Here is a 21420-nt window from a genome sequence, read left to right on the forward strand (position 1 = left end):
ACCATCTAGCCATGACCCGAGCGACCAGATCCGCCAGGCCGCCCGGTCGCCCACGCGCCGGCATCGACGCCGTGGTCTTCGCCGCGACGCTGAACACGGTCCACGAGCTCGGCTATGCCGGCGCGACGATGGATCGCATCGCGGCGGCTGCGGGGGTCGCGAAGACGACGATCTACCGTCGATGGGAGTCGAAGGGTGCGCTGATCGCCGACTGCCTCCTCGACGCGTTCGGCCCACTGCCGCTGGAGGGCGCCGACCGAGTCGAGGTCCTGTCTTCGACCATCCACTGGGGTGCGGCGAAGATCGGCGAGCCGGGAGTCGGCGCGGCATTCGCGGGCGTGTTCGTGGACGCCGTCAACGATCCGGGCCTGCGCGAGGTCCTGTCCACGCGGTTTCAGGCCCCGTACCTGCGCGCGCTCCAGGACGCGCTCGGCGAGCCGGAGAACCGGGTGCTGCTCCTCATCGACGTCGTCGTCGGGACCTTGCTCCACCGGATGGGCATGACCGGCGAGCCGATGGCCGACGCCGACGTCACCGCACTGGCCGAGATGGTTCTGCGCTACTTCACTGACCGCGCCGCGCCGCCCTAGTTTGAAGCGGCTTCAACGTCGCTCGGGTGCGTACGGCACGCCCAGGGCCCGCGCGCGCAGCGCCAGGCAGGCCATCTCGCCGAGCAAGCTGATCCCGATCAGCAGCGGCATCGGGCGGGCCTCGGGATTCATCCCCCACTGCTCGGCCAGCAGGCCGATCCCACCGTTGACCACGATGGACGCCACCCACACCAGCACGGTCCAGCCCGTGTAGCGCTGCCACAACACCCCGTCCCGGCGCAGCAGCCGCACGGTCCGGCCACGCAGGTACCCCAGGCCGCAGCCGATGAACCCGCCGATCCCGAGCCACAGCACGTCGGTTCCGGTCACCGGCACCTCGCGCAGGCTGAAGCCGCCAACCCCGAGCAGCACCAGCGGCAGCACGAAGACCTCGCGCGCGGTCAACGGCTCACCGAGGAACCGCCGCACGATCGCGAAACCCACCACCCCGACCAGCACGATCACCAGCCAGGTACTCACCAGTCCACCTCCTTATATAGCACGCCTGTGCCACATAAACTAGCATGGCTATGCTATAAAAGCAGCATGCCCAAGGTGGTCGATCCCGCCGCCCGCAGGCAGGCGGTGGCCGAGGCGGTGTTCCGGGTGATCCAGCGCGACGGCATCGCGCGCGCCTCCCTGCGCAACGTCGCCACCGAGGCCGGGCTGGCCATCGGGTCGATCCGGCACTATTTCCGCAGCCACGACGAGCTGATGGGATTCGCCCTGCACGCGCTCAGCGAGAACGTCCGGACCAGGGTGCTACGGCACGCGGAGGACCTGCTCGCCGTGGACTCCGGGGTGGACCGCAGGGCACTGACCGTGGAGTTGCTGGCCGAGCTGCTCCCGCTGGACGAGCGGCGGCGGCGGGAGTCGGTGGTCTGGCTCGCCTTCCTCACCGAGGCACGGACCGAACCGCGACTGCGGCGGTACACCCACGAACTGCACGAGACCCAGCGTGCCCTGGTTCGGCGGGTGCTGCTGGAGGCACGCAGGCTGAACCGGATCGCCGACTGGTTGGACATCGGCCTGGAGACCGAGCGGCTCTGCGCCCTGCTGGACGGGTTGACGGTCACCGCGACCCTGCAACCGGAGCTGACCGACCGGGAGACCACCCTCGCGGTGCTGCGCAGGCACGTCGAGACCCTGGCCGCCACCGGAGCCTACGAGTAACCGGGGACCGGGGTTCCGTTCTCCCTGCGCGGGATGCCGAGGGGGTTGCCGTCGCGCAGCGCCTCGGGCAGCAGGTCCGCGGGCCAGTCCTGGTAGCTGACCGGCGCCAACCAGCGGCGGATCGCGGTGGCGCCCACCGAGGTGTGCAGCGGCGCCGTGGTGGCGGGGAACGGACCCCATGCTGCATCGCCCAGGACGCCGCGACCCCGGTCGGCCAGCCGTTGCAGATCAACCGGCCTACCCGGTCGCGGCCCGCCACGCGAGCGTGGACTCGGCGCGCTGCTCCGCGGCCCGTGCGGCGAGGCGGCGCCACCGATCGACCTGCACCGTCGCCGTCTCGGTAACCGGCTCACCCACGGCCTCGCCGGTACGCGGGCCGACCCTACAGTGCATTCCCGGACACCTCGTTCGTATATATGAACACTATTCTTACCCATAAACACGCTATGGCAACCGGGTGTCCCCGGTCAGTGTCACCGGGTCCCGCGGTGCGTGCGAAAAAGGCGTCCGGTACCTTTTGCCGGTCGCGGTCGGTGACGGTGCACGGCGATTCACCGCCGCCGCGTCAACGTCGTCTCAGGACGCGCGGACAGGGCGTCAACGCCGCGTGAGTCCGCGCCTCGGCCGGCCGTGACGGATGCATGCTGTGCCACGGGGCCGCCGAGGGCGGTCCCGATCACACCGAACAGGACACAGACTTCCAATCGAAAGTGAGTACGGGTCGATGAGTCCCTTGGTATGGGCGATCCTGCTGATCGGCGTTTTCGTGGTCATCGCGCTGGGCCTACGCACCATGCAGCGCGGCGGCACCGCCCGGTCGGCGCGGCAGTCCGCCGAGTCCGCGCAGGCGCCGGAGACCGCACCGGTCGCCTCCCGCTAGTCCCCGGCGCCGACCGAGGACCGCAGGCGCGCGTAGGCCGGCGCGCCCGCACCGATCGCGTCCAGACCGGACAGTGCCGCGCCGAACACCGGTGGCAGCGCGGTCACGCCGACAGAGGCACGCGGCGCCACCTTCACGCAGCGCCGTTCGATCTCGCCGATCACCGTGCCGTTCACCCCGGCCAGCACGCCCCCACCGAGCACGACGGCCGGGGCGCCGGTGGTCATGTCCAGCCTGCGCAGGCTGACCGTGACCAGCAGGGCGACCTCCTCGATCAGCCGGTCCACCACGTCCTGCGCCGCCTCGTCCCCCGCGGCGGCGACACGGAACAACAGCGGGCACAGCTCGTGCACCGCCTTCGCCGGCAACCGGCCGAAGTGCAGGCGCTCCACCACCTCCCGGGCGGATTCCGCGCCGAAGTGGCGCAGCACCGCCGGTAACAGCGCGGTTCTCGGGCCCCTGCCGTCCTCGGACCGCACCGCCCACCACAGCGCCTCCTCGCCGAGCTGCATGCCGCCACCCCAGTCGCCGGAGATCCGGCCGAGCGCGGGAAAGCGGTGGGTCCGGCCGTCCGCGCCGACCCCGACGCAGTTGATCCCCGCGCCGCACACCACTGCCACCCCGATCCCGTCCGGTGTGCCGGCCCGCAACAGGGCGAAGGTGTCGTTGCCGACCCGCACCGAGCGCGACCAGCCGCGCTCGATCAGCGCCACCCGCAGCGTCTCCTCCTCCTGGGGGAGATCGAGCCCGGCAAGGTAGGCCGAGGTGTGCGCACCGAAGGTGCGGCCCGCCGGCATGCCCGCCGCGGCGAACGCCTCCAGCACCAGCCCCTCGAACACCTCCAGCGCCCGCGGCACCCCGACCGCCTGCGGGGACGCGCCAGGGCCGCGGGCACGGCCCAGTACCTTCCCGGCCGTGCTGACCAGCAGCACATCGGTCTTGCTGTTGCCCCCGTCGATCGCGATGACCACCCCGCCGCCGGTACCGTTCACCGGCGGGCCCAGGGCAGGAAGGGCGCGTTCACCCGCACCAGGGTGCCGGCCAGCGCGTCGGCGTACTCGTACTGCCCGATCAGCGGATGCGCCAGCAGCGCGTCCGCCACCCGGTCCCGGCCGCCGTGCAGGGCTGCCTCCAGCGCCAGCTGCTCGTACGAGGTGACCTGCGAGATCAACCCGGACAGCAGGGGCGGAACCGGCCGCACCGGCAGCGGCCGCGCGCCCTTTCCGTCCACAACGGACGGAACCTCGATCACCGCGTCCTCGGGAAGGAACGGCATGGTCCGCTCGTTGCGCACGTTCACCACATGCTCCTCGGCGGCACCGTCCCCGGTGAGCGCGTGCACCAGCCGCACCGCGGCCTCGGAGTAGTACGCCCCGCCCCGCCGTGCCAGCTGCGCCGGTTTCGTCACCACCGCGGGGTCGGCGTAGATCTTCAGCAGCTCCGCCTCCACCTCGCTGACCACCTCGGCGCGCGGGCGCTCGGTGCGCTGGGTGCGTACCACCTCGTCGTGGGCGTAGAAGTACCTCAGGTAGTACGAGGGCACCATGCCCAGCCTGCGCAGCCATCCCAGCGGGGTCCCGACATGTTCGGCCAGCCGCGGCCCGTGCTCGGCGAGCAGTTCGGGCAGCCGGTCGGTGGCGCCTTCCGCGCCCTCGACCAGGACGCGACGTTCCCAGCTGAGGTGGTTCAGGCCGACGTGCTCCAGTCGCACGGCCCCGGTGTCCACCCGCAACAGTTCCGCGAACAGGCGCTGCAACCCGATCGCCACGTTGCACAACCCGACGGCACGGTGCCCCTCGTTCAGCAACGCCCTGGTGACGATGCCGACCGGGTTGGTGAAGTTGACCAGCCAGGTGTCCTCGCCCGCGACCTCGCGAACCCTGCGGGCGATGTCCAGCACCACCGGCACCGTGCGCAACGCCTTGGCCAGCCCGCCCGCGCCGGTGGTCTCCTGCCCGACGCAGCCGCAGTCCAGCGGGAAGGTCTCGTCGGAGTGCCGTGCCACCTGGCCCCCGACGCGCAGTTGCAGTAACACGGCCGACGCCCCCTCGGCTCCGTCGGCCAGGCTGGTGGTGGTGCGTATCCGCGCCGGGTGACCCGCCCGCTCGAGCAGCCGCGAGCAGAACGAACCGACCGTCGCCAGCCGATCGGTGTCCGGGTCCACCAGCACGATCTCGTCGACATCCACACTGGACCGTCCGGCGGCGATGCCGTCCACCAGTTCGGGGGTGTACGTGGATCCCCCGCCGACCACCGTGAGCTTTCTCAACCTTTGACTCCCGTGAAGGTGATACCGCGCACGAACGACTTCTGCGCGAAGATGAACAGGATGATGACCGGCGCCATCACCAGCGCGGTGGCCGCCATGGTCAGGTTCCATTCCACATGATGCATGCCGCGGAACGAGGCCAGCGCCAGCGACAGCGTCCAGCTCTCCCGGTTCTCCCCGGTGAACAGCAGCGGGCCGAAGTAGTCGTTCCAGGTGAACAGGAAGCAGAACATCCCGGTGGCGACGATCCCCGGTTTGGCCATCGGCAGGACGACCCTGGTCACCACCTGGAACTGGTTGCAGCCGTCGATCCTCGCCGCCTCGAGGTACTCCTTCGGGATGGTCAGGAAGAACTGGCGCAGCAGGAAGATGCTGAACGCGTCGAACAGGAAGTACGGCACGATCAGCGGGGCCAGGGTTCCGGTGAACCCGAGCCGCACCCACAGGTCGTACAGCGGAACGACCACCACCTGCGGGGGTAGCATCATGGCCGCGATGGTCAGCAGGAAGAACAGGGTCTGCCCGCGCCACCGCAGCTTCGCCAGCGCGTAGGCCGCCGGGATCGCCGACAGCATGATGCCGAGGGTGGCCAGCCCCGAGTACGTGAGACTGTTGATCAGGTACAGGTGCAGCGGTGCCTGCTCGAACACCCGCACGAAGTTCTCGAAATGCCACTCCTCCGGCCACAGGCTGGAGGTCATCGCCTGGTCGCTCTCCATCACCGCGGTCAGCAGGACGAAGACGATCGGCAGCATGAACAGGATGCCGAGGCCGAGCCCGAGGCTGTGCGTCGCCACCCAGTACAGCCTGCGATCCCACCTCGCCCGCCTGGCCACGGCCGACCGGGCCGGGTCGGGCCGCGTCGTGGTGGTCGTGGTCATCGGGCCGCCTCCTGCACGTCCGAGGCCTTGCGTAGCTGGCGCACCAGCACGGCGGTGAAAGCGAAGGAGACCAGGAACAGCAGCACCGCCATCGCGGCGGCGTAACCCATGTTGAAGTACCGGAATCCCTGCACGTAGAGCCAGATCGGGTAGGTCAGCGTGGAGTTCTGCGGCGCGCCGATGGTCTTGGTGTTACCCGCGACATCCGCCGCGCCCTGCGCGACCGAACCGGCCACGATCGCCTGGGTGAAGAACTGCAGCGCGAAGATCATCGAGTTGACCACGCCGAACAGCAGCACCGGGGAGATGGTGGGCAGGGTGATGTGCCAGAACCGGCGCAGCGGCCCGGCGCCGTCCAGCGAGGCGGCCTCGTAGTGCTCCTGCGGCACGTCCAGCAACGCGGCCAGGATAATGATCATCAACTCCCCGGAACCCCACATCACCAGGAGGGTCAGCGCGGGCTTGGCCATCGCCGGATCGTTGAACCACAGCCCGCCCTCGATACCGAGCAGCCGCAGAAACCGGTTCACCGGCCCGAACTCCGGGTTGAACAGGAAGACGAACGCCAGGGTGGCCGCGGCGGGCGGGGCGAGCGCAGGCAGGTAGCACAGCGTGCGCACCAGGCCGACGCCCCGCTTCAGCCGGGAGATCACGGAGGCCACACCCAGCGCGAAGATCACCCTGGTCACGGTCAGCACGACCACCAGCCAGGTGGTGTTCCACGCCGCCGTGGCCACCAGCGGTTCGCTGGTGAACATCCGGATGTAGTTGTCGAGCCCCACCCAGGACGGTGGGTTCAGCAGGTCGTAGTCGGTGAAGGAGTAGTACAGCGTCGCGATCAGCGGGTACCCGAAGAAGATCAGGAACCCGACCAGCGCGGGCGCCATGAAGGAGAGGACGGTGACGCGCCGGCGGCGGGAGCGCCGCGCCCGTTCCCCATCGGGGGTGGGCACGACGCCCTCCGCCGCCCGGCCGAGGGTGGCGGTCATGGGCCGTTCCCGCTCAGTTCCCGCCGCTCTTCTGGGCCAGGGCGTCGTTGATCTGCGCGTCCACCTCGGCAAGGCCCTTGTCCAGGTCCGGCACCTTCCCCGCCTGCCAGCGAGCGGCGAAGTCGTTGACCGCCTTCAGGTGCGCGTCCCCGATCACGGTGGTCGGATTCGGCAGTAGCTTGCCGCCGGAGAACAGGTCGAGGAAGGTCTGGAACTGCTCGTCCGCCTCCAACCCGGGGTCCTCCAGCGCGGGCAGGGTACTGGGCACGTTGCGCAGCCCGTTGCCCAGCTGCACCAACGTGTCCGTGTCCAAAGACATCTGCTTGATCAGTTCCCAGGCCGCGCCGGGGTTCTCCGCGCCGCGCGGGATGGCGATGATCGTGCCGGTGGTGAACGCCCCGCCGTAACGGTCCGGCTTGCTGTCGGCGACCGGCGGCGGCGCGGTGCCGTAGTCCAGCTCCGGCGTCTGGTCCTTCAGGAACGCCGTGCGGTACTCGCCGTCGATCATCATCGCGACCTCGCCGCGGTGGAAGGCGTGATCGGCGGAGAACTCGTCGCCGAGACCCGCGGTGAAGCGTTCCAGGTTCTCGTAGCCGTAGAAGTCGACCAACCGCTGCTGAAACCGGAACATCTCCTTCCACTCCGGACTGCCGGCCAGGTTGGACCCACCCTGCTCGTCCAGCCAGGTGGCGCCGAAGTTCGGCGCCCAGATCTGCGCCTGGTTGGCGTAGAACGGCATGGAAGGCAGGAACCCGGCCACCTTGATCGAGCCGTCCGGGTTGAACTCGGTGAGCTTCTTGGTGTACTCGAACAGCTCCGAGGTGTTCTTCGGTGGCTCGGAAATGCCGGCCTCGGCGAGCATCTCCTTGTTGTAGTAGAAGCCGTAGACATCGGCGAGCATCGGCATGGCGCACCGCTGGCCCTGGTACTCGGTGTAGGAGCGCACAGCCTCCGGGATGATGTTCAGATCGATCCCGTCCCGCTCGAGGTACGGCGCGAGATCGGTGAAGCTGCCGTTGTCGCACCAGGTGCCGAGATTGTCGGTGTAGAAGGAGATCGCCACGTCCGGCGGGTTACCCGCGCGGATCGAGGCGGCCAGCTTGTCGTCGTCCTGGTTTCCCTCGTGGTTGATCTCGATGTTCGGGAACTTCTGCTTGAGGTTGTTCAGGCCTTTGGTCACCACGTCGTACTCGCGCGAGGAGAACTTGCTGTACACGGTCAACGTGAGCGACTCGTCGGCGGCGGGCGCGGGTGCGGCCTCGCCGTCCTGCTCGGGCCCGCTGACCGCGCCGGAGCAGGCCGTCAGCAGCATCGCCGCGCCGGCCAGTGCCGCCAGTGCGCGGGCCTTCTTCTTCGGAGTCCGGATGGAGCGCATGTGCCCTCCTGCGATCATCGAATGGGGACGGTGGAGCGGTTCCGGGAGATCACTGGCCCCCGGCGGGAAGTCCGAACACCTCCTCGCGCACGGTGGCCAGCGCCGACTGCAACGCGCCCGCCCGCACCGCGTCACCGGGCGCGGCAGCCAGCTCGACCGGGGTTCTCGGCACGACGAGCTCGTGTAGCTCGTGCGAAACCAGCTCGAGGAAGAGGTCACCGCCCGCCCTGCTGACCTCGCCGCACAGCAGCACGGCCTCCGGGTCGAGCACGCTGACCACGTTGGCGATCCCGGCGGCGACCCGGCGGGCGAGGTCGGCAAGGAAAGCCCTGCCGGCCTCGCCCGCCTTGACCGCCGCACCGACCGCCGCCCAACCGGTGTCGGCGGAGATCTCGTGCGCGTCGGCGAGGGCGAGGATCGCGGGTGAGTCGACCAGATCGCCCCAGCGGGCGCCGAACCGGTCGAAGCCGGTGTCGGTGCGCGCCCGGTCGGGCACCTGCAGCCAGTCGATCTCCCCGCTGCCGCCCGCCGCGCCGCGGCGCAGCCTGCGGTCCAGCACCACCGCGCCGCCGGCACCCTCGCTGAGCCACACCAGCACGAAGTCGCTCAGCTCGGTGGCCCTGCCCTCGGCCATCTCGTGCAGCGCCACCAGGTTCACGTCGTTCTCCACGGTCACCTCGACGCCGAGCGCGGCACCGAGGGCGGCCGGGAGGTCGAACCCGGACCAGCCGGGCAGATGCGGCGCCGATCCCAGCCGCCCGGTGTTCGGGTCCACGGCCCCGGGCGCGCCGATCACCACCCGGTGCAGTTCGGCCAGGGTGACCCCGGCGGCCTCGGCGGTGCCTGCCAGCGCCGCGGCGAAGGCCGCCACGACATCGGTTCCGGCCAGCACCGGCACCTCCGACGACCCTGCCGCGCGCCGCGCCAGCACCTTGCCGGTGATATCGGCGATCACCATGTCCGCGCCGTGCGGGGTCAGGTCCACCGCGGCCACCCTGGCGACCGCACCGTTGACCGCCCAGAGTTGCGCACGGGGGCCGCGCCCGCCGTCCCGCACGCCGTCCTTGACGACGACGCCTTCCTGCTCGAGACGGGCGAGTAGCTGCGCGGTCGCCGGCTTCGAGAGGCCGATCACGTCCTCGAGGTGGGACCTGGTCAGCGGCCCCTGCCTGAGCAGCGTGTCGATGGCCGCCCGATCGTTGATCTCCCGCAACAGCCGCGGGCTCCCCGTGCGCACTCGTCACCCCCGGGTCCTGGTGTTATTAGATAGGAAACTTTACAGACGGTTTCGAGACACTGTAGTGGTCTACACCACATCCGTCAACAGTCGAACCTCCGAGGAAAACACGAGAAGCATTCACATAGCGGGTACCGGAGCGTGGGCGCCGCTGGTATCCAGGGACGACCCCTGCATCGAGACGGAGTTCCCCATGCGCAGAACCGGGATACCGACCGCCCTGCTCGCCGCCCTCCTGCTGCTCGCGCCCGGACTAGGGCACGCGGCCGCGAACACCGACCCCTGGGTCCCGATCGGCTCGGACCGGGCCCGGCCGCTCGACGAGAGCCAGGGCCTGGCCACCGTGGTACGAGCGGACGGCAGCTTCATCCGCTACACCGGGGTGGGCACCATCCCGCCCTCGCTCGCCATGCGCGGCTGGAACCACGTCGGCGACCCCGGGGCGCGCCGTGGCTACTACGTGGAGCCCTACCAGCGCGACGACCGTGGGCCGAAGTTGTTCCGGGTGCAGGCGCCGGACGGCTCCTGGGCCGAGTACACCCACGAGCTGGAGTCCTGGGAGGCGAGCAACAACTCCTTCGCCGCGGTGGCCCCGGACGGCCGGTGGCTGGTGACCGGCGAGTGGGGCACCAGGGACCGGCTGCTGGTGCACCCGATGCCGGGGATCGTGGCCACCGACCCCGCCGCCGACCTTCCGCTCGCCTCCACGATCCGGCTGGACCGGCCGGTCCGGGACGTCCAGGGCTGCGCCTTCGTCTCGGCCACCCGCCTGCTGTGCTCCTCGAACGACCCGGAGGGAGCGCTGTTCGGCGTCACCAAGCCGCTGCTACGGCTCGACCTGCCGGGCCCACTCACCGGCGACGAGGTGACCGCGCGGGTCAGCGCCCTCGGCCAACTCCCGCTGGAGAGTGCCTGCTCCGGCGAGTTCGAGACCGAGGGCATCGACTACGACCCGCGCGAAGCGACCCTGCGCGTCGTCGTCCTCTCCCCCGGCTTCTGCCTGCTCACCGACAGCAAGACCTGGCGCTTTGACAGGATGGGGGGATGACCACGGGCAGTGCGGAGTTGCGGGACTTCTGGGCCGAGCGGCTGTTCCCCACGCTGACCACACTGCGGCCGAACGGGTTGCCGCACGTGGTCCCGGTGGGCGTGACCGTGGACGAGGACTTCGCCGTCGCCAGGGTCATCTGCGGCCGGGGCAGCGTGAAGGCGCGCAACGTGCGCGCGGCGGGCCCCGGGGGCGCACCGGTGGCGGTCAGTCAGGTCGGCACCGGACGCTGGTCCACCCTGGAGGGCCGGGCGGTGCTGCGTACGGACGCCGAGGCGGTGCGCGACGCCGAGGACCGCTACACCCGGCGCTACCGGCGGCAGCCCCGGCCCAACCCGGAACGGGTGGTACTGGAGATCACCATCACCCGGCGGCTCGGGATGGACTGACCAGGCGGCCGAACCCGGTCAGCCGAACATCGCCCGCCACTCCTCCAGCGACCGCGGCCGGAACACCATATTGCGCTCGCGCACCCGGGACAGCGCGGCGGAGGGATCCGCCGAGTACAGGTGGCCCGGGTAGACCACGGGGTCGCCGTCCAGCCCGGCCAGCCATTGCAGGCTGCGGTACATCGCGTCCGCGTCCCCGCCGGGGAAGTCCGTGCGGCCACAGCCCTCCAGGAACAATGTGTCCCCGGCGACCAGCTTGCCGTCCAGCAGGAAGCACTGGCTGCCCGGCGTGTGCCCGGGGGTGTGCAGCAACCGCAGCGGGATCGCCCCGACCTCGAGCTCCTCGTCGTGGTCGTGGCCGACCAGGTCGCTCGCGGACAGGCCGGTGACCCGCCGCACCCACTCCGTCTCGGCCCGGTTCACGTGCACCGGCACCGGCTGCAGGGCCATCAGCTCGGGCAGGCCGGGCAGCGCGAAGCCCATCATGTCGCCGCCGACATGGTCGGGATGGTGATGGGTGGCCAGCACCCCGGTCAGCCGCATCCCGTCCGCGGCGAGCGCGTCCAGCAGGTCCTGCACCGCGTATGCCGGATCGACGATGACCGCCTCGCCGGTCTCCCGATCGCCGATCAGGTAGCTGAAGTTCGCCATCTGGGTGGCGACCTGGTCGCCGACGGCGAAGTCGCGGCCCGCGAGCAGTTGACGGAAGTAGAGCCGGTCGGACATGGTCCGATCGTAACGGGACAGGGATGTGGGGCGTGGACGCGATCGAACGATGGCGCGGTGAGCTGGCGGCCTGGCGGATACCCGGGTACATCCTCGCCGGTGCCGAGGACTCGCCATGGGTGCTGCCCCGGCCGGTGTTCACCCGGCGGGCGGACCGGCAGCTGGCCACCCCGGAAGGGGCGTCCCTCCCGGCCGCGTGGGACGCGCTGGACCCGCCCGGTTCGGTGCTCGACGTCGGGGCGGGGGCAGGGTCGGCCTGCCTGCCGCTCGCGCCACGGTGCACCGGGCTCACCGCGGTGGACGCCGATGCCGAGTTGCTCGCCGAGCTCGACCGGCGGGCCGCCACGCACGGCCTGGCCGCCCGGCTGGTGCACGGCACCTGGCCCGCGGTGGCGGCCGAGGTCGCCCCCGCCGACGTCGTGCTCTGCCACCACGTGCTCTACAACGTCGCCGACCTCGAGCCGTTCGTCACCGCGCTGACCGGGCATGCCCGCGGGCTGGTCGTGGCGGAGCTCGCCGACCGGCACCCGCTCACCGCGCTGAACCCGCTGTGGCGGCACTTCCACGGCATCGACCGGCCGGAGGGCCCGACCGCCGAGGACGCGGTCGCGGCCCTGGCCGAGCTCGGCATCCACCCCACCGTCCGGCGGTGGCGGCGCACCCCCGCCGCCGAGCATCCCGATCCGGAGGCGCTGGTGGAGGTGACCAGGCGCAGGCTGTGCCTGCCGCGGACGCGCACCGCCGAGGTGGCCGAGGCCCTGCGCGAGCACGGCCACCTGGACGGCGAGACCAGGGACCTGGGCGCCTCCGGATCCGGCATCGTCACGCTGACCTGGCCCGGCACCGCGCGGTCAGGAGCCGGGCGCTGAGGCCAGCCGGGACGGCCACCACACCCGCTTGCCGATGTCGATGGTCAGCGCGGGCACCAGCAGCGAACGCACCAGCAGGGTGTCCAGCAGCACGCCGAACGCCACGATGAACGCGATCTGGGCGAGGAACAGGATCGGCAGTACGGCCAGCGCCGCGAACGTCGCGGCCAGCACCACCCCGGCCGAGGTGATCACCCCGCCCGTCACGGTCAGGCCGCGCAGCGTACCGGCCCTGGTTCCCGAGCCGATGGTCTCCTCGCGGACCCTGGTCATCAGGAAGATGTTGTAGTCGATCCCCAGCGCCACCAGGAACACGAAACCGAACAGCGGTACCCCGGGGTCGGCGCCGGGGAAGTCCAGCACGTGGTTGAACACCAGCGCCGAGACGCCCATGGTGGCGCCGAAGGAGAGCACCACGGTGGCGATCAGCAGCAGCGGTGCCAGCAACGCGCGCAGCAGCAGGGCCAGCACGGCGAAGATCACCACCAGCACGATCGGCATGATCACCGCGCGGTCCCGCTTCGAGGTCTCCTGGGTGTCCAACTGGATCGCGCTGCGGCCACCGACCTTCGCCTCGCCGCCGGGGACCGCGTGCACGGCGTCCCGGATGCGTTGCACGGTGGCGATGGCGGACTCCGAGCCGGCCGGGGCCGTCAGGATCGCGTTGAGCTGCGCCATGCCGTCCACCACCGTGGGGGCGCCTTCCGGTCCGGTCAGCGGCGCGACCTGGGAGACCCCCTCGACCTGGGCGGCGGCCGCCACCTCGCCGGTCCTTTCGGCGTCCGCGATGATCACTGCGGGCGAGCCGGCACCTGCCGGGAAGTGCCGGGCGAGCACCTGCTCACCGGTCACCGAGTCCACCTCGGTGAGGAACACATCGGACTGGTCGGTCCCGCTCGCCCGTAGCTGGGGCACGAAGGCGACCCCGGCCAGCAGCACCACGGTGGCGCCGATCCAGACCACCCGCGGGGTGGCGTTCACCCGACCCGCGACCCGCGCCCACAGCCCGCCTTCCTCCTTGTGTGCCGAGCCCAGCGTCGGCAGGAGAGGCCAGAACGCGGCCCTGCCCAGCAGCACCAGAACCGCGGGCAGGAAGGTCATCGAGGCCAGCAGCGCCGCGGCGATGCCGATGGCGGCGACCGGGCCCAGGCCGCGGTTGGAGTTGAGGTCGCTGAACAGCAGGCACAGCACCCCGAGGATCACCGTGCCGGCCGAAGCCGTGATCGGCTCGACGGTGGCCCGCAGCGCGGTGCGCATGGCGGTGAGGGCCTCGGGGGTGTCGCGCAGGTCCTCCCGGAACCGGGACACCAGCAGCAGCGCGTAGTCCGTGGCCGCTCCGAAGACCAGGATGAACAGGATGCCCTGGCTCTGCCCGTTCAGCGCCAGCACGTCCTGGTCGGCGAGCAGGTACACGATGAGGCTGGCGAGGCCGAGTGCGCACACCGCGGACAGCAGCACCACCAGCGGCAGCACCGGGCTGCGGTAGACCATGACCAGGATCAGCGCCACGACCGCGCCCGCCACCAGCAGCAACAGGCCGTCGATGCCGCTGAACGCCTCCACCAGGTCGGCGAGCTGACCGGCGGGGCCGGTTACCAGCACGGTCAACCCGCTCGGCGGTCGCGGGACGGCGTCCCGGACCTCCTGGGCCACATCGCCGGGGTTGCCGTCCGCGGTGATCGGCACGACGAGCTGCGTCGCCTGGCCGTCCCGCGCGGGGATCGGCGACGGCAGCGGTCCCCGCACCCCGGGCACGCCTTCGATGTGGTGCGTCGCGGTGGCGAGGAACCGCTGGTCGGCCTCGGTGATCCCGCCGGCGCGCTCCAGCACCACGATGGCCGGAACGGTCTGGCTGTCGGCGAACCGTTTCTGCCACTCGGTGACGGCGGTCGCCTCGGCGGAGGCGGGCAGGAAGGCCGCGTTGTCGTTCTCCGCGACCTCGCTGAGCTTGCCGGCGAACGGCCCGCCGAACCCGCCCACGGCGAGCCACCCGATCAGCAGCAGCGCGGGTATCAGCCAGCGTCGCCTTCGGGTGCGCGCCGGCCTGCCCTCGGCGGGCGGCTCATCGGAGATCATGGGTGCGTACCTCGCCTGTCGAACGAACGAGCCGGGTGGAACCCTCACCGGCAGATTATTCAGCAGGCTGACGATTCGCATCGCGAAGGGCTGTGAGGATGGACACCGACCCGGATTCCGGCATCGAGTCCTGGCCGACCGGCCGGCTGCTCTCGGTGGCGGCGCGGCTGGTGGAGGCCAGGTGGGCCGCCCTGCTCGACCAGTTGGGTCTCAGCCATGCCGGCCTGGTCGCGCTGCACCTGCTGGGCACCGAGGGGCTGGCGCAGAGTGCGCTGGCCCGCCGGTGTCGAGTGACCGACCAGACCATGAGCCGTACGTTGGAGCGGCTGCAGCGCTCCGGCTTCGTGGAGCGGACCACCGACCCCGCGGACGGGCGCCGCACGCTCGTCCGGGCGACCGAGGCGGGGCGCGAGGTGCACCGCCGGGCCGCGGAGGCCGAGCGGCACGACCCGGTCGTCCAGGGTGTGCTCGGCGAGGACGAGCACTTCCGCCACCGGCTGCTGCACATCGTCACCCAGCTCGGTGCGGACACGGCCTAGGATCTAGCGAGCCATCGACGCGGATGGAGCCTGCATGTCCGTACCTGCCGACCGGGAGCTGGACCGGGACGCCCTCCGGCTGCGCCGGCCGCGGCCACGCGCGGAACCGGCGGGCACGCTGGAGACGGCCCGGCACGTCGCCGAGGACCTCGCGGACGGCCTCGCCGGTCCGCGCGCCCGCGCGGCGGCACGCGGAATCCGCCGGCTGCTCGAGGTCGAGGGCGTCGGGCTGGCGGACCTCTCCGGCGGGCTGGTGCTGTCCGGGCGGCTGCCCGCGGAGGTCGACACGGCGGCCATGGTCGAGGACGTGCTGCACACCGAAAGCCGGTGCGGCCGCGGCCAGGTCATCGCGCTCCCGCTGATCGTGCACGACGAGATGGCCGGCGCGCTGCTGGTCTCCGGCCGGGCCGGCAGGGCGGCACTGCGCGAGGTCGCCGGCGTGATCGTGGCGGCGCTGGAACGCGGCCACCTCGAGGCCTCGGCCGAGCACGCCGCGCAGGCCGAGTTGCGGGCGCTGCGCGCGGAGATCTCCCCGCACTTCGTGTACAACGCGCTCACCGTCATCGCCGGCCTTGTCCGCTCCGAACCCGCCCGGTCACGGGAGCTGATGCTCGACTTCGCCGACTACATCCGGTACAGCCTGGCCAGGCACGGCGAGTACACCACGGTGGCCGACGAGTTCCACGCGATCGAGACCTACCTCGCACTGCAGCGCGCCGTGCTCGGCGACCGGCTGCGGGTGCAGGTCAGGGTGGCGCCCGAGGTGCTCGCCGTGGCCATCCCCTACCTGGTCCTGCAGCCGATCGTGGAGAACGCGGTGCGGCACGGGATCGAGCCCTGCGCGGGTGGCGGGCACGTGCAGGTCACCGGCGAGGCCGAGGGCGCGGACTGCGTGATCAGCGTGGAGGACAGCGGCACCGGGATGCACCCCGCTGCGGCCGAGGCCGTCCTCGCCGGGCACGGCGGCGGCAGCATGGGACTGGCCAATGTCGACCGCAGGTTGCGTAACGTGTACGGGCCGTGGTTCGGGCTCGTCGTGGAGACGGCCGAGGGCGACGGCACCAGGGTGCTCGTCCGGGTCCCCATGTTCCAGCCGGGAGTGATGCCGTGAAAGCCAGCGGCCTGCACGTACTCGCCGTGGACGATGTGCCCGCGGCGCTGGAGGACCTGTGCCAGCTGCTCCGGGACGCCCCGGAGATCGCCCGGGTCACCGCGGCCGGCGACCCGCTCAGCGCGCTGCGGATGATCCGCGGCGAGCGGTTCGACGCGGTGTTCCTGGACATCGCCATGCCCGGCCTGGACGGGCTGGAGCTGGCCGCGCTGCTGGGCAAGCTCGCCGAGCCACCGGTGATCGTGTTCGTCACCGCCTATGACGAGCACGCGGTGGCGGCCTTCGGTGTCGGGGCGGTGGACTACCTGCTCAAACCGGTGCGCGCGGAACGCCTCGCCGACGCGCTGGCCAGGGTCGGCCGGATCACGCCTGCCGCGGAACCCGGCAGCGACCGGCCGGACGCACTCGCGGCGCTGCCGGTGGAGTCCGGCGGCCGCACCCGGTACGTGCGGCGCGACGACGTGCGCTTCGTCGAGGCGCACGGCGACTACGTCCGGCTGCACACCCCCTCCGGCGTGCACCCGGTACGGATGCCGATCTCCCGCCTCGAGGAGTACTGGGCGGACGCCGGTTTCGCCCGCGCGCACCGCGGCTACCTCGTGGCCCTGGACGCGGTGCGCGAGCTGCGCAGCGACTCGGTCGGTGGCCTGCTCGCGCACACCGACCTCGGGGACGTACCGGTCAGCCGCAGGCACGCAAGGGAACTGCGCGAGCGGCTGCTGCGCGCGGCCCAGCGCGGCGAGCTCAGCCGACCCGAGCAACGCACCTGACCGGCACCGGGATCATCGAGATGAGTACCAACCGCCGCGTCGCGGTCACCAGCCCGCAGACCCGCCTGGCGCACGCCCGGCGCAGGCACCGCGCGCGGTGGCGGCCGGCGACGCTGGACCCCGCCGAGGCCCAGCGGGCCGTCCGGCTCTACCGGGCGCAACGCCGACGCTCGACGCTCGCCGTCGCCCTGCTGTTCGCGCTCATCTTCGGCCTGCCCGTGCTGCTGGCCGCCTTCCCCGCCCTGGATGGGTTGCGGCTGCTCGGCGTGCCCGCGTCCTGGATCGCCGTGGCCGTCGTTCCGTTCCCCGCCATGGTGTCGCTGGCCTGGTGGCAGCTGCGCCGGGCCGAACGCGCCGAGGACGACGGGTGATCACGGCCTTCGCGGTGGCCCCGGTCGTGCTGGTCACCCTGCTGATCGGGCTGCGCGGCGTGGCGGCCATGCGCACCACCTCCGACTTTCTTGTCGCCTCCCGGCGGGTCTCCCCGCTGCTGAACTCGGCGGCGGTCTCCGGGGAGTACCTGTCGGCGGCCTCCTTCCTCGGGGTGGCCGGACTCGTGGTGAAGGACGGCATCGGCGCGCTGTGGTACCCGGTCGGGTTCACCGCCGGGTACATCGCGATGCTCGCGCTGGTCGCCGCGCCGATGCGGCGCTCGGGGGCGCTGACCGTGCCCGACTTCGCCGAGGCGAGGCTGGCCTCCCCCGCGCTGCGCAAGCTGGCCGCCGTGGTGGTGCTGGTGATCAGCGGGCTCTACCTGGTGCCGCAATTCCGCACGGCGGGGTTGGTGCTCAGCGTGGTCGGCGAGCAGCCGTACTGGGTCGGCGTGGTGATCGCCGGCGCGGCGGTCAGCATCACCCTCGTGCTCGGCGGGATGCGCGCGGCCACCTACGTGCAGGCGTTCCAGTTCTTCTTCAAGCTGTTGCTGTTCATCGTCCCGGCCGTGTGGCTGCTCACCCAGGTCGGGCCGCAGGTGCGGGAGGAGGCCCTGCACCCCGTCGAGTTCACCCACTTCCACCAGGACACCGCGGTCACCTTCCGGGTCCCGGTCACCCTCGAGGTACCGCCCGGCGCCGCGCTGCGGGAACCGGACGGCACGGTCACACCGCTGCCGGAAGGGGAATGGCAGGTACCCGGCGGCCGCGCCGTGGTGTTCCCCGCGGGCGCCCCCGCCCCCGACCTGGCGGGCGAGACCGCGCCCGGCGGCCCCGGCTGGCAACGCCCGCTGCTGGACCTCGAGGAGACCGGTTACCCGCTGCTGGGCACGCTGTCCGTGCTGGCCGCCACCATGCTCGGCACGATGGGGTTGCCGCACGTGCTGATGCGCTTCCACACCAGCCCGGACGGGCGAGCGGCCCGCAGGACGGCGGTGCTGACCGTGGCGCTGCTCAGCGTGTTCTACCTCTTCCCGTGGATCTACGGGGTCCTCGGCAGGGTGCTGGTGCCGCACCTGTATCTCTCCGGGGCCACCGATACCGCGGTGGTGGCGTTACCGGCACAGGTGGATACCGGGGCCTGGGGAACGTTCTTCACCGGCCTGCTCACCGCGGGGGCCTTCGCCGCGTTCCTCGCCACCTCGCTCGGGCTGGTGCTGGTCGCCTCCGGCGCGATCTCGCACGACCTGGTTCCCGGCGGGCTGCGCCAGCTTCGGGTGGCCGTGGTGGGCGCGGCCACGGTGGTGGTGCTGCTGGCCCTTCCCGCGTTCAGCTTCGACGCCGGCACGCTGGTGACCTGGGGGTTCACCGTGGCCGCGGCCACCTTCTGCCCGCTGCTGGTGCTGGGCATCTGGTGGCGCGGGCTGACCGTGCCCGGCGCGCTCAGCGGCGTCACCGTCGGGCTGCTGGCCTCCACCGGGGCGTTCACGCTGACCCTGTTCGAACCACCGGTCAGCGGCTGGCTCGCCATCCTGCTGGCCCAGCCCGCGCCCTGGGCGGTGCCGCTGGCCTTCGCCGTGATGATCGTGGTCTCCCTGTTCGGCAGGCCGCCGCCCTGGGCCGCGGCCGCGATGTTGCGGTTGCACCTGGACGAGAACCGGCACTCGCTCATCGCCGACCGGCACGCGGTCGCCAGGGACCTCGGCCACTCGTCGTGGTCCGCCCGCCGCTCGTCGGCCGTTCGTCGCATCACACGCCGGTTGGTCCGCTGATGATTCCGACATTTCACCGAGCTTCCTAGGGTGACGCACGACACGAAGCCGTGCGCCGAGGAGGCTGGTCATGAACGAGCCCGTCACCCACTCCGCATCCCCACCGCCCTGGCAAGAGGTGCAGGAAAGTGCTGATTTCAGGCGGTTGCGTAAACGGTTGCGAAGCTTTGTTTTTCCGATGACGGGTTTCTTTTTGGTGTGGTATTTGTTGTATGTGTTGCTTGCGGATTACGCGCCGGGTTTCATGTCGAGGCCGGTGTGGGGGAATATCAATATCGGGTTGATTTTCGGGTTGTTGCAGTTCGTGTCCACGTTCGTGATCACGGGGTTGTACGTGTGGTACGCCAACCGCCGGCTGGACCCGATCGCGGACCGGCTCCGCGGTGAGATCGAGGGGGATGCCCGATGAGTGTGCTGGCGCAGGGTGTGCAGGGCGGTAACCCGGCCCTGAACATCAGCATTTTCGCGGTGTTCGTGGTGGTGACCCTGGTGGTGGTGTTCCGGGCCTCCCGCAACACCCGCACCGCCTCGGACTACTACGCCGCCGGCCGCAGCTTCACCGGCCCGCAGAACGGCACCGCCATCGCCGGGGACTACCTCTCCGCAGCCTCCTTCCTCGGCATCACCGGCGCCATCGCCCTGACCGGCTACGACGGGTTCCTCTACTCCATCGGGTTCCTGGTGGCCTGGCTGGTGGCGCTGCTGCTGGTGGCCGAACTCATGCGCAACACCGGCAAGTTCACCATGGGCGACGTGCTGGCCTTCCGCATGCGGCAACGCCCCGTCCGCGCCGCCGCGGCCACCTCCACCCTCGCCGTGTCCTTCTTCTACCTGCTGGCCCAGATGGCCGGCGCCGGCATCCTGGTCTCCCTCCTACTGGGCATCTCCGGAGAAACAGGCCAATCCCTCGTGATCGCCGTCGTCGGCATCATCATGATCATCTACGTGCTGGTCGGCGGCATGAAAGGCACCACCTGGGTCCAGATCATCAAAGCCGCCCTCCTCATCACCGGCGCCGCCCTCATGACCTTCTGGGTCCTGAGCCGCTACGACCTCAACCTCTCCACCCTGCTCGGCGCCGCCGTCGACCGCGCCGGCACCGACGGCGCCAGCCTCCTGGGCCCCGGCGCCAAATACGGCGCCACCGACACCAGCAAAATCGACTTCCTCTCCCTCGCCCTCGCCCTCGTCCTCGGCACCGCCGGCCTCCCCCACGTCCTCATGCGCTTCTACACCGTCCCCACCGCCCGCGACGCCCGCCGCTCCGTAGTCTGGGCCATCACCTGGATCGGCCTGTTCTACCTCTTCAGCCTCATCCTCGGCTACGGCGCCGCCGCCCTCGTCGGCCCCGACACCATCGCCGCCGCCCCCGGCGGCGCCAACGCCGCCGCCCCCCTCCTCGCCCTCGAACTCGGCGGCCCCCTCCTCCTGGGCTTCATCGCCGCCGTCGCCTTCGCCACCATCCTCGCCGTCGTCGCCGGCCTCACCATCACCGCCTCCGCCAGCTTCGCCCACGACGTCTACGCAAACGTCATCAAAAAAGGCCACGTCGACTCCAAACACACCGAAGTCCGCGTCGCCCGCATCACCGCCCTCGTCATCGGCACCCTCGCCATCCTCGGCGGCATCGGCGCCAAAAACCAAAACGTCGCCTTCCTCGTCGCCCTCGCCTTCGCCGTCGCCGCCTCCGCCAACCTCCCCACCATCCTCTACAGCCTCTTCTGGAAACGCTTCAACACCACCGGCGCCCTCGCCAGCATCTACGGCGGCCTCACCACCAGCATCCTGCTCATCCTCTTCTCCCCCGCCGTCACCGGCACCCCCACCTCCATGATCACCACCATCGACATCGCCTGGTTCCCCCTCTCCAACCCCGGCCTCATCTCCATCCCCACCTCCTTCCTCCTCGGCTGGGCCGCCACCCTCCTCTCCCACGAACAACACAACCACCCCAAACACGCCGAAATGGAAGTCCGCTCCCTCACCGGAGCCCACGCCGAAAAAGCAACACAGCACTAGAGCGGCGCTGAAGACTCGGTCAATCCCCTGAAAGAAGCTTTGAATGGCCACCTGCGAATCCGGTCTCCCGGCGTATGGTGGCCTTCAGGGCGTTTGCCTGGCGATGGTTCCCCGTCGCGGCATGGGGGTAATCGCATGGCGAGAACCCGAGTAGTGAGGGAGTGACCGATGAAGGACCACGCAATGGGGAGCGGCGACCAGTCCACCACCCTGCCAAGAGCCGAGCCGGGCCGCGAGCACGGCGCCGCCGCGGCCGACGGCGGGCGCTGGGGCATCCCGTCCCCCAGAGTCGAGGACGAGGAGTTCGAGCCGACGATCATCCGCGGTCGCGAGTAG

The 21420-nt window shown here is 71.0% G+C and carries 25 protein-coding genes; 14 read left to right on the plus strand and 11 right to left on the minus strand.

Translation table 11 applies throughout. The annotated features are described in order from the left end of the window. Positions 1-11 precede the first annotated feature (11 nt). On the plus strand, positions 12-590 hold the full coding sequence (locus tag FB471_RS02425; protein WP_141995726.1) for a TetR/AcrR family transcriptional regulator: 579 nt from the start codon (positions 12-14) through the stop codon (positions 588-590). Positions 591-602: 12 nt separating this feature from the next. On the opposite strand, the gene FB471_RS02430 is transcribed toward FB471_RS02425, so the two are convergent. Beyond that, complete coding sequence (locus FB471_RS02430; protein ID WP_141995727.1) at positions 603-1070, minus strand: DUF1453 family protein; 468 nt, start codon at positions 1068-1070, stop codon at positions 603-605. 66 nt (positions 1071-1136) lie between these two features. On the opposite strand from FB471_RS02430, the gene FB471_RS02435 reads away from it, so the two are divergent. Beyond that, positions 1137-1763, plus strand: coding sequence for a TetR/AcrR family transcriptional regulator (locus FB471_RS02435; protein ID WP_141995728.1), 627 nt, complete (start codon positions 1137-1139; stop codon positions 1761-1763). On the opposite strand, the gene FB471_RS35800 is transcribed toward FB471_RS02435, so the two are convergent. Together FB471_RS35800 and FB471_RS33925 are read right to left on the minus strand one after the other, a co-directional pair. Further along, complete coding sequence (locus tag FB471_RS35800) at positions 1754-1900, minus strand: hypothetical protein (protein WP_425457022.1); 147 nt, start codon at positions 1898-1900, stop codon at positions 1754-1756. The two genes, FB471_RS02435 and FB471_RS35800, sit on opposite strands and share 10 nt — an antisense overlap. Before the next feature lie 100 nt (positions 1901-2000). Beyond that, positions 2001-2156: a hypothetical protein gene (locus tag FB471_RS33925; protein WP_170220672.1), complete on the minus strand. Its 156-nt coding sequence runs from the start codon at positions 2154-2156 to the stop codon at positions 2001-2003. Between the two features lie 331 nt (positions 2157-2487). On the opposite strand from FB471_RS33925, the gene FB471_RS33930 reads away from it, so the two are divergent. Beyond that, positions 2488-2643 carry a hypothetical protein gene (locus FB471_RS33930; RefSeq protein ID WP_170220673.1) on the plus strand — a complete coding sequence of 52 codons (156 nt, stop codon included), beginning with the start codon at positions 2488-2490 and terminating at the stop codon, positions 2641-2643. Here FB471_RS33930 and FB471_RS02445 read toward each other — a convergent pair. From FB471_RS02445 to FB471_RS02470, 6 genes are read right to left on the minus strand one after another with little or no spacing between them, the layout of a single operon-like run. After that, positions 2640-3635: an N-acetylglucosamine kinase gene (locus FB471_RS02445; protein ID WP_141995729.1), complete on the minus strand. Its 996-nt coding sequence runs from the start codon at positions 3633-3635 to the stop codon at positions 2640-2642. The genes FB471_RS33930 and FB471_RS02445 overlap by 4 nt on opposite strands. Continuing rightward, on the minus strand, positions 3632-4912 hold the full coding sequence (locus FB471_RS02450) for a 6-phospho-beta-glucosidase (RefSeq protein WP_246076208.1): 1281 nt from the start codon (positions 4910-4912) through the stop codon (positions 3632-3634). Before FB471_RS02450 ends, FB471_RS02445 begins: the two co-directional genes overlap by 4 nt. After that, positions 4909-5793: a carbohydrate ABC transporter permease gene (locus tag FB471_RS02455; protein ID WP_141995731.1), complete on the minus strand. Its 885-nt coding sequence runs from the start codon at positions 5791-5793 to the stop codon at positions 4909-4911. Before FB471_RS02455 ends, FB471_RS02450 begins: the two co-directional genes overlap by 4 nt. Further along, on the minus strand, positions 5790-6782 hold the full coding sequence (locus tag FB471_RS02460) for a carbohydrate ABC transporter permease (protein ID WP_141995732.1): 993 nt from the start codon (positions 6780-6782) through the stop codon (positions 5790-5792). Before FB471_RS02460 ends, FB471_RS02455 begins: the two co-directional genes overlap by 4 nt. 13 nt (positions 6783-6795) lie before the next feature. Beyond that, complete coding sequence (locus FB471_RS02465) at positions 6796-8157, minus strand: extracellular solute-binding protein (RefSeq protein WP_141995733.1); 1362 nt, start codon at positions 8155-8157, stop codon at positions 6796-6798. Positions 8158-8206: 49 nt separating this feature from the next. Continuing rightward, positions 8207-9373, minus strand: a complete 1167-nt coding sequence (locus FB471_RS02470; RefSeq protein ID WP_142001502.1) for an ROK family transcriptional regulator — start codon at positions 9371-9373, stop codon at positions 8207-8209. Between the two features lie 214 nt (positions 9374-9587). Here FB471_RS02470 and FB471_RS02475 point away from each other — a divergent pair, with 214 nt between their 5' ends. Both FB471_RS02475 and FB471_RS02480 read left to right on the plus strand, forming a co-directional pair. Further along, positions 9588-10442 carry a hypothetical protein gene (locus FB471_RS02475; protein WP_141995734.1) on the plus strand — a complete coding sequence of 285 codons (855 nt, stop codon included), beginning with the start codon at positions 9588-9590 and terminating at the stop codon, positions 10440-10442. After that, positions 10439-10831: a TIGR03618 family F420-dependent PPOX class oxidoreductase gene (locus tag FB471_RS02480; protein WP_141995735.1), complete on the plus strand. Its 393-nt coding sequence runs from the start codon at positions 10439-10441 to the stop codon at positions 10829-10831. Before FB471_RS02475 ends, FB471_RS02480 begins: the two co-directional genes overlap by 4 nt. 18 nt (positions 10832-10849) lie before the next feature. Here FB471_RS02480 and FB471_RS02485 read toward each other — a convergent pair whose 3' ends face one another. Continuing rightward, positions 10850-11557 (minus strand): MBL fold metallo-hydrolase, encoded by a 708-nt coding sequence (locus FB471_RS02485; protein WP_141995736.1) that lies wholly within the window; start codon positions 11555-11557, stop codon positions 10850-10852. A 23-nt stretch (positions 11558-11580) separates the two neighbouring features. Between FB471_RS02485 and FB471_RS02490 the strand changes: the two genes are divergently transcribed. Beyond that, positions 11581-12426 carry a class I SAM-dependent methyltransferase gene (locus tag FB471_RS02490; protein ID WP_170220674.1) on the plus strand — a complete coding sequence of 282 codons (846 nt, stop codon included), beginning with the start codon at positions 11581-11583 and terminating at the stop codon, positions 12424-12426. On the opposite strand, the gene FB471_RS02495 is transcribed toward FB471_RS02490, so the two are convergent. Next, positions 12409-14502, minus strand: a complete 2094-nt coding sequence (locus tag FB471_RS02495) for an MMPL family transporter (protein WP_141995738.1) — start codon at positions 14500-14502, stop codon at positions 12409-12411. The two genes, FB471_RS02490 and FB471_RS02495, sit on opposite strands and share 18 nt — an antisense overlap. Positions 14503-14600: 98 nt before the next feature. Here FB471_RS02495 and FB471_RS02500 point away from each other — a divergent pair, with 98 nt between their 5' ends. The 8 genes from FB471_RS02500 (at position 14601) to FB471_RS33935 (ending at position 21420) form a co-directional block, all read left to right on the plus strand. Continuing rightward, positions 14601-15041, plus strand: a complete 441-nt coding sequence (locus tag FB471_RS02500; protein ID WP_141995739.1) for a MarR family winged helix-turn-helix transcriptional regulator — start codon at positions 14601-14603, stop codon at positions 15039-15041. A gap of 34 nt (positions 15042-15075) precedes the next feature. Continuing rightward, positions 15076-16152, plus strand: coding sequence for a sensor histidine kinase (locus tag FB471_RS02505; RefSeq protein ID WP_141995740.1), 1077 nt, complete (start codon positions 15076-15078; stop codon positions 16150-16152). Continuing rightward, complete coding sequence (locus FB471_RS02510; protein WP_141995741.1) at positions 16149-16922, plus strand: LytR/AlgR family response regulator transcription factor; 774 nt, start codon at positions 16149-16151, stop codon at positions 16920-16922. The genes FB471_RS02505 and FB471_RS02510 overlap by 4 nt, the downstream gene beginning before the upstream one ends. Before the next feature lie 20 nt (positions 16923-16942). Further along, positions 16943-17293 carry a DUF485 domain-containing protein gene (locus FB471_RS02515; protein ID WP_141995742.1) on the plus strand — a complete coding sequence of 117 codons (351 nt, stop codon included), beginning with the start codon at positions 16943-16945 and terminating at the stop codon, positions 17291-17293. Next, positions 17290-19065, plus strand: a complete 1776-nt coding sequence (locus tag FB471_RS02520) for a sodium/solute symporter (protein ID WP_141995743.1) — start codon at positions 17290-17292, stop codon at positions 19063-19065. The genes FB471_RS02515 and FB471_RS02520 overlap by 4 nt, the downstream gene beginning before the upstream one ends. 70 nt (positions 19066-19135) lie before the next feature. Next, complete coding sequence (locus tag FB471_RS02525) at positions 19136-19474, plus strand: DUF485 domain-containing protein (protein ID WP_141995744.1); 339 nt, start codon at positions 19136-19138, stop codon at positions 19472-19474. After that, complete coding sequence (locus FB471_RS02530) at positions 19471-21084, plus strand: solute symporter family protein (RefSeq protein ID WP_141995745.1); 1614 nt, start codon at positions 19471-19473, stop codon at positions 21082-21084. Before FB471_RS02525 ends, FB471_RS02530 begins: the two co-directional genes overlap by 4 nt. 168 nt (positions 21085-21252) lie before the next feature. Next, entirely contained in the window at positions 21253-21420 is a 168-nt protein-coding gene (locus FB471_RS33935; RefSeq protein ID WP_170220675.1) for a hypothetical protein, read from the plus strand.

The organism is Amycolatopsis cihanbeyliensis, assembly GCF_006715045.1.
Taxonomy (GTDB): domain Bacteria; phylum Actinomycetota; class Actinomycetes; order Mycobacteriales; family Pseudonocardiaceae; genus Amycolatopsis; species Amycolatopsis cihanbeyliensis.

Coding starts and splice junctions, on each gene's coding strand:
- FB471_RS02460 (WP_141995732.1), bottom strand. CDS start 6,782: ATGACCGCCACCCTCGGCCGGGCGGCGGAGGGCGTCGTGCCCACCCCC.
- FB471_RS33935 (WP_170220675.1), top strand. CDS start 21,253: ATGAAGGACCACGCAATGGGGAGCGGCGACCAGTCCACCACCCTGCCA.
- FB471_RS02530 (WP_141995745.1), top strand. CDS start 19,471: ATGAGTGTGCTGGCGCAGGGTGTGCAGGGCGGTAACCCGGCCCTGAAC.
- FB471_RS02505 (WP_141995740.1), top strand. CDS start 15,076: ATGTCCGTACCTGCCGACCGGGAGCTGGACCGGGACGCCCTCCGGCTG.
- FB471_RS02475 (WP_141995734.1), top strand. CDS start 9,588: ATGCGCAGAACCGGGATACCGACCGCCCTGCTCGCCGCCCTCCTGCTG.
- FB471_RS02515 (WP_141995742.1), top strand. CDS start 16,943: ATGAGTACCAACCGCCGCGTCGCGGTCACCAGCCCGCAGACCCGCCTG.
- FB471_RS02435 (WP_141995728.1), top strand. CDS start 1,137: ATGCCCAAGGTGGTCGATCCCGCCGCCCGCAGGCAGGCGGTGGCCGAG.
- FB471_RS02480 (WP_141995735.1), top strand. CDS start 10,439: ATGACCACGGGCAGTGCGGAGTTGCGGGACTTCTGGGCCGAGCGGCTG.
- FB471_RS02465 (WP_141995733.1), bottom strand. CDS start 8,157: ATGCGCTCCATCCGGACTCCGAAGAAGAAGGCCCGCGCACTGGCGGCA.
- FB471_RS02525 (WP_141995744.1), top strand. CDS start 19,136: ATGAACGAGCCCGTCACCCACTCCGCATCCCCACCGCCCTGGCAAGAG.
- FB471_RS02455 (WP_141995731.1), bottom strand. CDS start 5,793: ATGACCACGACCACCACGACGCGGCCCGACCCGGCCCGGTCGGCCGTG.
- FB471_RS33925 (WP_170220672.1), bottom strand. CDS start 2,156: ATGCACTGTAGGGTCGGCCCGCGTACCGGCGAGGCCGTGGGTGAGCCG.
- FB471_RS02485 (WP_141995736.1), bottom strand. CDS start 11,557: ATGTCCGACCGGCTCTACTTCCGTCAACTGCTCGCGGGCCGCGACTTC.
- FB471_RS02500 (WP_141995739.1), top strand. CDS start 14,601: ATGGACACCGACCCGGATTCCGGCATCGAGTCCTGGCCGACCGGCCGG.
- FB471_RS02425 (WP_141995726.1), top strand. CDS start 12: ATGACCCGAGCGACCAGATCCGCCAGGCCGCCCGGTCGCCCACGCGCC.
- FB471_RS02495 (WP_141995738.1), bottom strand. CDS start 14,502: ATGATCTCCGATGAGCCGCCCGCCGAGGGCAGGCCGGCGCGCACCCGA.
- FB471_RS33930 (WP_170220673.1), top strand. CDS start 2,488: ATGAGTCCCTTGGTATGGGCGATCCTGCTGATCGGCGTTTTCGTGGTC.
- FB471_RS02490 (WP_170220674.1), top strand. CDS start 11,581: ATGTGGGGCGTGGACGCGATCGAACGATGGCGCGGTGAGCTGGCGGCC.